This window comes from Candidatus Pelagibacter sp. uisw_138, from assembly GCF_059512485.2.
Genome location: NZ_CM183453.2, coordinates 695,877 through 708,200 on the forward strand (window position 1 = coordinate 695,877; position 12,324 = coordinate 708,200).

14 protein-coding genes are annotated in these 12,324 nt (G+C 29.0%); 5 read left to right on the forward strand and 9 right to left on the reverse strand.

From position 1 onward, the window contains the following. The first annotated feature begins 31 nt into the window (after positions 1 to 31). The 3 genes from topA to AC5YGC_RS03715 are packed head-to-tail and all read left to right on the forward strand — an operon-like array spanning position 32 to position 3,389. Positions 32 to 2,623 carry a type I DNA topoisomerase gene (gene topA, locus AC5YGC_RS03705; protein ID WP_496140288.1) on the forward strand — a complete coding sequence of 864 codons (2,592 nt, stop codon included), beginning with the start codon at positions 32 to 34 and terminating at the stop codon, positions 2,621 to 2,623. After that, entirely contained in the window at positions 2,620 to 2,925 is a 306-nt protein-coding gene (locus AC5YGC_RS03710) for a hypothetical protein (protein ID WP_496140289.1), read from the forward strand. The genes topA and AC5YGC_RS03710 overlap by 4 nt, the downstream gene beginning before the upstream one ends. Positions 2,926 to 2,927: 2 nt before the next feature. Further along, positions 2,928 to 3,389, forward strand: coding sequence for a RidA family protein (locus AC5YGC_RS03715; RefSeq protein ID WP_271479709.1), 462 nt, complete (start codon positions 2,928 to 2,930; stop codon positions 3,387 to 3,389). Here AC5YGC_RS03715 and AC5YGC_RS03720 read toward each other — a convergent pair. Both AC5YGC_RS03720 and AC5YGC_RS03725 read right to left on the reverse strand, forming a co-directional pair. Further along, positions 3,386 to 4,684: a nucleotide sugar dehydrogenase gene (locus tag AC5YGC_RS03720; protein ID WP_496140290.1), complete on the reverse strand. Its 1,299-nt coding sequence runs from the start codon at positions 4,682 to 4,684 to the stop codon at positions 3,386 to 3,388. The two genes, AC5YGC_RS03715 and AC5YGC_RS03720, sit on opposite strands and share 4 nt — an antisense overlap. After that, complete coding sequence (locus AC5YGC_RS03725; RefSeq protein ID WP_496140291.1) at positions 4,681 to 5,496, reverse strand: sugar phosphate nucleotidyltransferase; 816 nt, start codon at positions 5,494 to 5,496, stop codon at positions 4,681 to 4,683. The genes AC5YGC_RS03720 and AC5YGC_RS03725 overlap by 4 nt, the downstream gene beginning before the upstream one ends. 4 nt (positions 5,497 to 5,500) lie before the next feature. On the opposite strand from AC5YGC_RS03725, the gene panC reads away from it, so the two are divergent. Then, on the forward strand, positions 5,501 to 6,343 hold the full coding sequence (gene panC / locus AC5YGC_RS03730; protein WP_496140292.1) for a pantoate--beta-alanine ligase: 843 nt from the start codon (positions 5,501 to 5,503) through the stop codon (positions 6,341 to 6,343). Here the strand turns inward: panC and mgtE are convergent. Beyond that, complete coding sequence (gene mgtE / locus AC5YGC_RS03735) at positions 6,340 to 7,713, reverse strand: magnesium transporter (protein WP_496140293.1); 1,374 nt, start codon at positions 7,711 to 7,713, stop codon at positions 6,340 to 6,342. The two genes, panC and mgtE, sit on opposite strands and share 4 nt — an antisense overlap. Before the next feature lie 61 nt (positions 7,714 to 7,774). Between mgtE and lipB the strand changes: the two genes are divergently transcribed. Beyond that, positions 7,775 to 8,395: a lipoyl(octanoyl) transferase LipB gene (gene lipB, locus AC5YGC_RS03740; protein ID WP_496140294.1), complete on the forward strand. Its 621-nt coding sequence runs from the start codon at positions 7,775 to 7,777 to the stop codon at positions 8,393 to 8,395. Here the strand turns inward: lipB and AC5YGC_RS03745 are convergent. The 6 genes from AC5YGC_RS03745 to AC5YGC_RS03770 are packed head-to-tail and all read right to left on the reverse strand — an operon-like array spanning position 8,376 to position 12,324. Beyond that, positions 8,376 to 9,290 (reverse strand): pseudouridine synthase, encoded by a 915-nt coding sequence (locus tag AC5YGC_RS03745; protein WP_496140295.1) that lies wholly within the window; start codon positions 9,288 to 9,290, stop codon positions 8,376 to 8,378. The two genes, lipB and AC5YGC_RS03745, sit on opposite strands and share 20 nt — an antisense overlap. Positions 9,291 to 9,314: 24 nt before the next feature. Next, positions 9,315 to 9,752 carry a 50S ribosomal protein L17 gene (rplQ, locus tag AC5YGC_RS03750; RefSeq protein WP_496140296.1) on the reverse strand — a complete coding sequence of 146 codons (438 nt, stop codon included), beginning with the start codon at positions 9,750 to 9,752 and terminating at the stop codon, positions 9,315 to 9,317. Continuing rightward, entirely contained in the window at positions 9,752 to 10,780 is a 1,029-nt protein-coding gene (locus tag AC5YGC_RS03755; RefSeq protein WP_496140297.1) for a DNA-directed RNA polymerase subunit alpha, read from the reverse strand. Before AC5YGC_RS03755 ends, rplQ begins: the two co-directional genes overlap by 1 nt. A 3-nt stretch (positions 10,781 to 10,783) precedes the next feature. Next, positions 10,784 to 11,236: a 30S ribosomal protein S11 gene (rpsK, locus tag AC5YGC_RS03760; RefSeq protein ID WP_502314038.1), complete on the reverse strand. Its 453-nt coding sequence runs from the start codon at positions 11,234 to 11,236 to the stop codon at positions 10,784 to 10,786. A 7-nt stretch (positions 11,237 to 11,243) separates the two neighbouring features. Further along, on the reverse strand, positions 11,244 to 11,627 hold the full coding sequence (rpsM, locus tag AC5YGC_RS03765; protein ID WP_481967969.1) for a 30S ribosomal protein S13: 384 nt from the start codon (positions 11,625 to 11,627) through the stop codon (positions 11,244 to 11,246). A gap of 55 nt (positions 11,628 to 11,682) precedes the next feature. Next, the gene (locus AC5YGC_RS03770; protein ID WP_496138949.1) at positions 11,683 to 12,324 is read right to left on the reverse strand and encodes an adenylate kinase; all 642 of its coding nucleotides are present in this window, start codon (positions 12,322 to 12,324) and stop codon (positions 11,683 to 11,685) included.

Consider the following 12,324-nt stretch of genomic DNA (forward strand, 5'->3'; position numbering starts at 1 on the left):
TATCTAAGTCTTATAAGTAATTTGTTTAGTAATGAATCTTGTAGTCGTAGAAAGCCCAGCTAAAGCAAAAACTATAAATAAATATCTAGGTGATGATTATATTGTATTAGCAAGTTATGGTCATATTAGAGACCTTCCCTCAAAAAATGGTTCTGTTGATCCAGAAAATAATTTTAAAATGGAATGGGAAGTAGATAGTTTTTCTAAAAAATATCTTAAAGAAATTACAGATGCAGCTAAAATTTCATCAAAAATTATATTAGCAACTGACCCTGACCGTGAGGGAGAGGCGATAGCTTGGCATGTTAAAGAATATTTAAATGAGAAAAAATTAATTAAAGACAAACATGTAGAAAGAGTTGTTTTTAATGAAATTACAAAAAAAGCTGTTATTCATGGAATTGAAAACCCACGACAAATAGAGCCACTACTTGTTGATGCCTATATGGCTAGAAGAGCCTTAGACTATTTAGTTGGCTTTAACATATCACCAATTTTATGGACAAAGTTACCTGGTTCTAAATCTGCAGGTCGTGTGCAGTCAGTTGCCTTAAAATTAATTACAGAACGAGAACATGAAATTGAGCTTTTTGATCCTGAAGAATTTTGGACTTTAAGTGTTCAATTCAACGATAATGATAAAAATTCTATATTAGCAAGTATCACTCAATTGAATGATAAAAAAATTGAAAAATTTTCTTTTAAAAATAAAGCTGAAATTGATAAAGCAATGGATGAAGTTAAGTCTAAGAAGTTCAATATAAATGACATCTCAAGCAAAGTTGTTAACAGAAACCCTTCGGGCCCTTTTACTACCTCTACATTACAGCAAGTTTCTTCTGGTAGACTGGGATTTGGAGCATCACGTACAATGCAAATAGCTCAAAAACTTTATCAAGGTATAGAAATAGACGGTGAAACTATTGGTCTTATCACGTACATGCGGACAGATGGCACCAACTTATCTACGGACGCTATAGACACCTTTAGGAAATATATAAAAAATGAGTTTGGCGATGAATATGTTCCAGATAATGCAGCAAGTTACTCTGGGAAAAAAGCTAAAAATGCTCAAGAAGCACATGAAGCAATTAGACCTACAGATATTATGCGAGCACCAGGAACAGTTAAAAAATTTCTAAGTCCAGATCAGCATAAATTATATGATTTAATTTGGAGTAGAGCCCTATCCTCTCAAATGAAACCTGCTCAATTTGATAGAAATACTATAACGATAACCTCAGACGATAATGGAACAATCTGTAAAGCTAGCGGATCTGTAATTAAGTTTGATGGCTTTTTAAAGGTTATGAAAGATACAAAAAAAGATGATGATGAAGATATCCTTCCTAAAATGAACAAAGGTCCAGTTAATATAGAAGCTTTATTAGATGAACAACATTTTACACAACCACCACCAAGATACTCTGAAGCAAGTTTAGTTAAAAAATTAGAAGAACTGGGTATTGGAAGACCTTCAACATATGCAAGTATAATATCTGTTATATCTACTAGAGGGTATGCAGAAGCAATTAATAAAAGATTTCACCCGACTGATCGTGGTAAACTAATTTCTGCTTTTCTTGAAAAACTTTTCTCTAAATATGTTGACTATAACTTCACTGCAAGTTTAGAAAATCAACTTGATGATATTACTACCGGTAAGGAAGGATGGATAAAAGTTCTAGAGTTATTTTGGAAAGACTTTAATCAAAATGTATCTGACGTTAAAGAGAAAAGAACTAGAGAAATTTTAGATCTATTAAACGATAGTCTAGGAAGTTTAATTTTTGAAAGAGATACAGATGGAAATATTAATAGACAATGTAAGTTATGTGAAAGTGGCTCATTAAGTTTAAAAAATAGTTTTAGAGGTGGTGCTTTTATTGGTTGTTCAAATTATCCAGATTGTAAATTTACCAGACCCCTGTCTAAAGCAAAAGCAACAGCTCAATCCCAACTAGCTGAACCAAAATTTATAGGTAAGCATGAAAATGGAAATGACATGTACCTTAAAAATGGAAGGTTTGGTCCCTACTTACAGTATGAGAAAATTGAGGAAATAAAAGAAGAAATTACAGTTGAAACAAAAAAGAAAAAGAAAGCAAAAAAAAAGAAGATAGAAAAAGAAGATAATAATTTAAGAAATGTCTCTATACCTAAAGGAATTACATTAGATAGCGTGGATCTTGATAGAGCTAAATTTTTATGCTCATTACCAAAAAGTTTAGGTATTAACCCTGAAAATCAAAAAGATATAATATTAAACTCAGGAAGATTTGGTCCATATTTGAAATGTGAAAACAAATCAGCAAGAATTGAAAATGTTGAGGAGATCTTCTCAATTGGTCTTAATAGAGCAATAACTTTGATAGCGGAGGCTAAACCAGGTAGAATATCTGCGTCAATTATAAAAGATCTAGGAGAGCACCCTGAAGACAAAAAACCTGTTAGAGTAATGAAGGGTCAATATGGGCCTTATATTAAATATAAATCTCTTAACGCAACAATCCCAGAGGAAAAAGACCCCTTAGAACTTAATATGGAAGAAGCTTTAATATTAATTGAGAAAAGAAAAGAATACGATAAAAATAAAAAAGCTAAGAAAAAGAAAAAAAAATGAAAAAAATAATATTTATAACATTAATTACATCGGTGCTTATTATGTCTAATGCTATGGCTGAAAAAATTGATTGTACTCAGTTTGATAAAGTTAGTGCAAAATATATAGAGTGTTCAACGAAAAATCTAAAAGAAAAATCTTCAGAACTTAAATTAAAAGCAACAGTTGGAGCTGAAGAACTTAAAGAAAAAATAACTACTAATGCTAAAAGTGGAAAAAAGAAATTTGACAAACTTAATTTAAAAAAAAAACTTGTTAAATTTAAGAATAGCAAATCATTAACTGAATTTATGGAGAAATAATCATGTCATATGAAGATAAAATTAAAGAATTAAACTTAGAGCTACCAGAGGCAAGAGATCCGGTTGGATCATATCTTGCGTCAAAACAAATTGGTAAAATGTTATTTATCTCAGGACAAATTTCTATTGCAGCAAATGGAGAATTGATCAAAGGTAAGGTTGGTAAAGATTTAAAAACTGAAGACGGATATGAAGCAGCTAAACGTTGTGGCCTAAACATAATATCTCAAGTTAAAAAGGCTTGTGGCAATGATCTTTCAAAAGTAAAATCTTGTATAAAGCTCACAGGGTTTGTTAATTCAACAGAAGACTTTATAGAACAACCCAAAGTAATAAATGGTGCTTCAGATTTAATAGTTTCAGTTTTTGGAGACTCTGGAATGCATACAAGAGCAGCTGTTAGTACAAACAGTTTGCCGCTTGGTGTGTCTGTTGAGGTTGATGCTATCTTTGAATTAAATTAATTTCCAATACTAAAATATTTTATTTTTTGGACTTTCATCTTGTTAACTGAGTAAATATTTCTCATATCAAAAATTGAGAACTTTTTATTTTTCACATCTTTTTTGAAATTAATAGTTTTAAAATCATTCCACTCTGTGTGAATGATAATTAAATCAGATTTTTTAATTGCATCTTTAATATTATTTGAAAAAACAACACTCTTAAATTTTTTAAAATCTGGTTTTTCTCCAGTTGGATCAAAATAATTTATTTTTGCACCTTTTTTAATTAATTCAGGAATCATAGTTAGACTTGAAGAATCTCTCATATCATCTGTATTAGCTTTAAATGTTACCCCTAAGAAACAAATATTTTTATTTTTTACTTTATTTTTTAAAATATCAAAAACTCTTTTCAGCATTAATGATGATCTATTTTCATTTGATTTAATAACACTTTTAATAACTGTTAAATTTGTTTTAAATTTATCTGCAGTAGCTGTAATGGCCTTAGTATCTTTTGGAAAACAAGATCCACCATAAGCAGGACCTGCTCTTAAAAAACGGCTACCAATTCTATTATCGAGACCCATGCCAATGGAGATATCTTCAATGTTAACATTAATTTTTTCACATAAATTAGCTAGTTCATTAATAAAAGTAATCTTTGTTGCTAGAAAAGCATTAGAAGCATACTTTATTAATTCAGCTGCTCTACGAGACGTATTAACGTACTTTGCACCTTTTGATATCAGTGGTGAATAAAGATTTTTTAAAATCTTATTAGATTTTTTATTATTCGTACCTATGACTACTCTATCAGGGTAGGTAAAATCTCTTATAGCGTCACCTTCTCTTAAAAATTCAGGATTTGAAACTACTGAAAAAAATTTTTTTGATACATTTTTTGAAATAATTTTTTCTATTTCATCACCAGTTGTCACTGGAACGGTAGATTTAGTTATAATAATTTTAAATTTTTTAATAGATTTACTAATTTCTTTTGCAACATTGTATACCTGACCTAAATCAGCATTATTTCCATTTTTTTTAGTGGGTGTGCCAACGCAAATAAAAATAATGTCTGATTTTATAATTGAATCTTTTAAATCTGTAGAGAACTTTAAACGATTATTTTTATAATTTTTAATAACTAATTCCTCTAAACCAGGTTCGTATATTGGGATAGTACCATTTTTTAAGTTTTCAATTTTATTTAAATCTTTATCAACACAAATAACGTCATTTCCTAAATCGGAAAAACAAACGCCACTTACTAAACCAACATACCCAGTTCCTATCATGCAAAGTTTCATTGTTTAGAAATCTCCAACGTTGATTTAATATAACCTTTCATTGTTCCACAATCCAAGTATTTACCTGAAAAATTGTGACCAATGAATTGATGATCATCCTCTATTAAAGCTTGAATAGCATCCGTGATATGGAATTCTCCACTGTTGCCGGGTTTTAATGATTTTAATTTAGAAAAAATTGTTTTAGGTAATATATATCTTCCAATTACAGCATTATTAGAAGGCGAGGTTTTTATAGAAGGCTTTTCAACAACATTATTTATAATAAAATTATTTTTATCAATTTTTTTTTTAATGTTGTAGATACCCCATCTAGATACATCTTTTTTATTAACTTTCATACTTGCCATAACTGATGCTTTAAATTTTTTATGAACCAGAATCATGGCCTTAGAGCAGTTTTTTTTAATTATCAAATCATCAGGCAGTAACATTAAAAAATATTTATCTGTAATAAATTTCTTGGTCTTATAGACAGCATCACCAGTTCCTAATGGTTTATCTTGAAAAACAAATTTAATCATTTTTTTGTATTTAAGAATTTTTTTATAATCTTTAATAATTTTTGGATCACCTTTTTTTTTAATTATATCTTTATAAAATTTATCATTATAGAAGTATTTCTTTATCATCATTTTTTTTTTAGAAATAATAAATACAACTTCCTTAATACCTGCTTCGATACATTCGTCGAGAATATATTCTAGACCTGGTTTTCCATTGATAGGTAGAAGCTCTTTTGCAAAAACACTAGTTAGTGGTAGCAGTCTAGTCCCAAGACCAGCTAAAGGAATTATAGCTTGTTTAATCATACAAATGTTTTACTTATTAATATTCTTATTACAAATGAAATTAATAAAATTAAAAACTGATTTAATTAAGGCAATTGAGTTTGATAAAAGATTAGGTTTTGTGCCAACAATGGGAAGTTTACATGATGGTCACAAAGCATTAATCAAAAAATCAAAGATAAACTGTAAAAAAACATTAGTAAGTATTTTTGTTAATCCAACTCAATTTAATAATAAAAAAGATTACAAAACATATCCAAAAAATTTAAAGAAGGATTTGAATTACCTTAAAAAACTTAATGTTGATTACATATATTTGCCAACAATTAAGCAAATTTATTGGAAAAAAAATAATAAAATTAAATTAAATAAATCACAAAATATATTATGCGCAAAATTTAGAAAAGGACATTTTGAAGGTGTACTTGATGTTCTGGATCGTTTTGTTGAATTAATCTCTCCACAAAAAATATTTATGGGGGAGAAAGATTTTCAACAATTTTTCTTAGTTAAGAACTATATTGAAAATAAGTACAATACCAAAGTCTACGCATGTAAAACAATCAGGGCTAAAAACAAGTTAGCTTTATCTTCAAGAAACTCTTTATTAAGTAAGCAAAGTTTTATTGAGTCTGGAATAATTTCAAAAAAATTACTAAAATTAAAAAATGATATCAATAAAAATAAAAAGAATTACAAAAAATTAATATTCAATTTAAAGAAAGAACTATCTAAAAATTTTGATATTAAGATTGAATATTTGGAATGTAGAAACACGCAAAATCTAAGTACTGGTATTTTGAAGAAACCTTTTAAACTTTTTGTGGCTTACTATATCAATAATGTCCGATTAATTGATAATTTTTAGAGAAAATAAGCGCTAACACCAAGAAATGAAACAAAACCAATAACATCAGTAATAGTTGTTACAAATACACTTGATGCAATAGCAGGATCAATGTCCATTTTTTTTAAAGTTATAGGCACTAAAATTCCAAATAATCCAGCAACAATCATCGTAACTATCATTGACATAGAAATTATTAGAGAAAGTAAAGAGTCTTGAAACCAAATTTGAACCACTAATGCACTTATTAAAGCAAATATAATACCATTTAAAATACCAATATTAAATTCCTTTAAAATATTTTGTGAAAAGTTATTTTTTGTTAAGTCATTTGTTGCTAAAGTTCTTACTGTAACTGCTAAGGTTTGCATTCCAGCATTACCACCCATAGAAGCAACGATTGGCATCAGAAATGCAAGAACAACCATTTGTTCAATTGTTGCACCAAATAAGCTTATAACCCATGTTGCAAGAAATGCGGTAAATAGATTTAATAAAAGCCAGTTAAACCTTCTTCTGGTTTTCTTAAATACTCCGTCAGTAATCTCTTCATCACCTACCCCAGCTAATCTTAAAGCATCTTCCTCAGCTTCTTCTTTTAATACAGTTAGGACATCGTCATACATGATCATACCGACTAACTTGTTTGATTTATCGACAACTGCTGCTGAATTTAAGTTATAGTTTTCAAATACGTTTCCAACCTCTTCTTTGTCCATATCTACAGGAATAAGTAGCTGAGATTCTGACATAATAGAAAGCATTTTAGTTTCTCTCGAAGTGGTTAAAACTTTTGATGATGGAACAGTTCCAATTGGCTTAAAACCCTCATCTATAATGAAAATTTCTAAAAATTCTTCAGGTAAATCTTTATTTTCTCTTAAGTAATCAATCGTTTGGCCGACTGACCAATTACTAGGAATAGCCGTAAACTCACGTTGCATTATTCTAGCCGCTGTGTCTTCTGGGTAACTTAAGCTTTCTAGTAAAGCAAATCTATCTTTTGGAGGTAAAGAGCTTAATATTGTATTTTTATCTTTTTCGTCAACATTTTCTAAAATTGTTATCGCATCATCAGATTCAAGGTTTTTTAATAGTCTAACAATAGTGTCGGGTGATAGATAAGCTATGATTTCAGACTGTACTGACTCGTTTAACTCAATAAAAACTTCTGGATCTATATTGAAATTATTAAGTTTTATTAAACTTTCTCTATCATTTTGACCAAGATGTTCAATTATATCAGCTGCATCAGCAGGGTGCATTTCATTAAAAGAATTCGTAATAAATTGAGCATCATTGTTAGCTATCTTGGAAGTAACAACTTTTATGTATTCTTTGTTAAACTCAAAATTAACTTTTTTATCTTTTATTTTTTTTATTAAAGACATAAATTTACCTATAAATCAATTTTGCACTAATAGTGTATAATAAGAATAATACAATTTATAAATGAATATAGAGATTAAAAAGTCAATAAAACCGATAAAATACGAGGATGCAATAAAACTCCTTGAGGAAAGATTGTTGGAGATAAACAGTGGTCAAAAAAAGGATTTAATATGGATATTAGAACATGAAGAGGTTTACTCGGCTGGTAATAGCTATAAAGAAAAAGAAATTCTTAATAAAGATATAAATCTAATAAAAACAAATCGTGGAGGAAAAATTACTTATCATGGTCCAGGTCAAATGATTTGTTATTTTGTTATAGATTTAAAAAAAAGAAAAAAGGATATTAGAAAATTTATAACTTTAATTGAAGATACGATTATTGATAGCTTATCAAAATTTAATATTAAAACATTTTGTGATCCAGAAAATATTGGCATTTGGACTGACCATAAAGGTGAAATTAACAAAGTCGCAGCAATAGGTGTAAGGGTAAGTAAGTGGATAGCTTATCATGGATTTGCAATAAATATTAATAACGATCTTTCAAAATATAAAAACATTATTCCATGTGGTATTTCAGATAAAGGAGTAATCAATCTTAAAGAAATTAAAGACCAAGACTATAAGAATTTAGATAAGATTATTATTGATACGTTTTCTAAGAATTTGGAAATCTAAGTCTTTTTGTCTTTAAAAGTTTTTTAAAATAATCTGGTAACAGTGCAGTATAGGTATATTTTTTATCATTAATCATAAATTTAATTTGGTATGAATGAAGCATTAAATTTTTATTTATTGCTTTATCAGTATTACTAAATTTATATTTTTGATCTCCATAGATTGGGCATCCAGCTGCATAAAGTTGTTTTCTTAATTGATGCTTTCTTCCAGTAATTGGCTTCATTTCAACAAGACTGCATATAGAATTTTTATCTAATACCTTGTATAGTGTTTTGGCTTTTTCAACTACCTCCCTATCATTGTCATATCTAGTTAAATCATCATTCCACTCACCAGAGTCTTTCTGTAATTCTCCATGGCATATAGCTAAGTAAGTTTTATGAACTTTTCTTAGTCTAAATAAAGAGGTTAATAACTGGGCAGACTCTCTATGCTTCGCCATAATAAAAACTCCAGACGTATCTTTATCAAGTCTATGTACAGAAAATGGTTTTGTATCTTGAAAAATTTCACTACGAGCAAATATATCTACAAGATTTTTTTTAGATTTAGTTCCACCTTGAACTGAAATACCAGAACTTTTATTAAGAACAATAAAATCATCATTGTTATCAATTATTAATTCTTCATTCTCTTTAATAACTTCTTCCGAAGGCACAAATTTAATTGTTTTTTGAACAATTGTTTCTTTAAAATCAAAATTAAATAAATCTATAATGTCGCCTGTCTTTACTTTATGAGAACTTTTTATTTTTTTACTATTAATCTTAACTTTTCCTCTCTTTAAACTTTTTTCAATTAGGCCTTGTGGGTAATTACCTAGGTTGTTACGTATCCACCTGTCGATACGCATATCATTAAACGTTGAATCAACGTTAAAAGACTTTTTCATGATGATATGATTTTATATAAAAAATTAAGCAGTAGCTAATTTTTTCTCTTCAGTTTTATCTTTTGCTGGATCTTTTTTCTTTCTATCCACTCTTTTTGCTTCAACATCTCTATCTACAAATTCAATTACAGCCATAGGTGCATTATCACCATATCTAAAGCCAGCTTTGATAATTCTAGTATAACCACCATTTCTTGCTACATATCTTTTTGATAATGTTTTTTTAACTTTATTTGCAGATGTTATGTCTTGTAACTTAGACATTAACATTTTTGTAGTTTGAAGAGTTTCTTTTTTTCCTAAAGTTATGATTTTGTCAGCTTGAGGTTTTAAGAATTTAGCTTTTGGAAGCGTTGTAGTTATCTGCTCATATTTTATTAAAGAATTAAGCATATTTTTTAATAAAGCTTTTCTATGTTCAGAAGTTCTATTTAACTTCTTATTAGCCATTCCGTGTCTCATTAGATTTGTTCCTCTAACTTTTTAGACATTTCAGCTATATTCTCTGGTGGCCAGTTTGGTATTTCCATACCTAAATATAAGGACATACCAGTTAAAACTTCTTTTATTTCATTAAGTGATTTTCTTCCAAAGTTAGGTGTTCTAAGCATTTCACCTTCTGACTTTTGAACTAAATCTCCAATGTAAATAATGTTATCATTTTTAAGACAATTCATAGAACGCACAGATAATTCAAGCTCATCAACTTTTCTTAATAAATTCTTATTGAATTCAGGCTCAGATGAAACTTCTTTTACTGGTGCTTCAACAGGTTCGTCAAAATTAACAAACATATTAAGCTGATCTTGAAAAATTCTAGCAGAATAAGCAACAGCATCTTCAGCAGAAATAGATCCATTAGTTTCGACTTCCATAGTTAATTTATCGTAATCTAAGGCTTTCCCTTCTCTTGCAGTACTTATAGAGTATGAAACCTTCTTAACTGGACTATACAAAGAATCTATAGCAATTAAACCTAAAGGTGGCTCTTCTGGCTTATTCATAACTGCAGGGACATATCCCTTGCCTGTTCCAACATTCATTTCCATATGGAAATGAGTATTTTCATCCAAATTACAAATAACTAAATCAGGATTTAAAATCTCAATATCGGTAACTGGTACTATATCTGAAGCTTTAATTTCTCCAGGACCTTTAGCATCTAAAATAAGTTTTTTAGTAGCGTCTGAAGAGCTTTTTAGAGCTAGCGATTTAACGTTTAAAACTATGTCAGTAACATCTTCTCTAACACCTTTAATAGATGTAAATTCGTGTAAAACACCATCAATTTGAATTGAAGTTACAGCAGCACCTCTTATTGATGAAAGTAAAATTCTTCTTAAAGAATTACCTAAAGTTAATCCATATCCTTTTTCTAAGGGTTCAGCGATAATTTTTGCATGTGATTTGTCATCACTAATTTTAACATCTAATTGAGCTGGTTTAATTAATGCTTTCCAATTTTTAGCATTTACATTTAAACTTTCCATTTATTAAACTCTCCTTTTTTTTGGTGGTCTTACGCCGTTATGTGGCATTGGTGTGGTATCTTTTATTGAAAGAATCTTAAATCCTTTCGCTTGTAAAGCTCTTAAAGCAGTTTCTCTTCCTGAACCAGGTCCTTTGACTTGCACAGTTAGTGTTTTCATTCCATATTCTAAAGCTTTAGATGCAGCAGAATCTGCAGCAATTTGTGCAGCATAAGGCGTTGATTTTCTTGAACCCTTAAAACCTTTTTGTCCAGCAGATGACCAAGAAATTACATTTCCGTTAGTATCTGCAATTGAAATTATTGTATTATTAAAAGTAGACTGTACGTAAGCGATACCGTTAAGAATATTTTTTTTTATTTTCTTTTTTTTTGAATAAGAACTTTTCTTAGATTTTTTATCAACTTTTTTTTCTACAACAGCTTCTTTATTCTCAACTTTATCTACTTTAGCCATAAATTAATTATTTTTTAAGTGGAGTTAATTTTTTACCAGCAATTGCGATTGCTTTACCTTTTCTTGTTCTTGCATTACATCTTGTTCTTTGTCCTCTAACAGGAAGTTTTTTTCTATGTCTAGATCCTCTATAGCATGCAAGGTCAATTAATCTTTTAATAGTCAAAGAATAATCTCTTCTAAGATCACCTTCTACTTTAAAGTTTGCATCAATATATTCTCTAATTTTTAAAATATCTTCGTCGGTAAGTTCGTTAATTCTTTTTGCTTTAGGAATTTCTAAAGAAGTACAAATTTGGTTAGAAAATTTATCACCAATACCATAGATGTACGTTAGTCCTATGTGGACAAGTTTGTTTTGTGGAATGTTTACACCTGCTATACGAGCCATATTTCTGAAAATAAATTTAGCCTTTTATATAAGAAGATGTTCCAAAGTCAACGTCTTAAACCGTAAGAATTTCATTAATTTTATTGGTTATTTGATCAATTTCACCTGCTCCGTCGATTTCAGTGAAATTTGAATTTTTTGAATAGAAATCTAATACTGGTTTTGTAGAAGACATGTAAGTGTCATATCTGGAAATTACAATGTCAAGATTGTCATCTTTTCTTTTCTTTAAATGCTCAACACCACATGGATGAAGCTCTATTTCTTCTTTATTGAAATACTCGTTTAACGTCATATTACATTTTTCACAGGTCATTCTACCCATAATACGCTTTTCAATAATGTCTCTTGAGACGTTTAAAAATATAGTGTGCCCTATTGTTTGTTTAAACTCTTTTAATATAACTTCCAAGTTGTTAGCTTGCTCAACATTCCTTGGATATCCGTCAAAAATAATTCTATCTCTATATTTTAAATTAATTAAAGATTGTCTCAACAAGGTATTAACAATTTCATCTGAAACAAATTTACCATTAGATATCAATTTTTCAATTTCAGCACCAAGATCTGTTTTAGATTTAACTTCATCTCTTAATAAGTTTCCTGTTGATAGTTGAAAGTAATTGTGTTTTTTTACTATAGACTGAGCTTGAGTCCCCTTGCCTGCACCTGGAGGACCAAAAAGAATTATATTCAC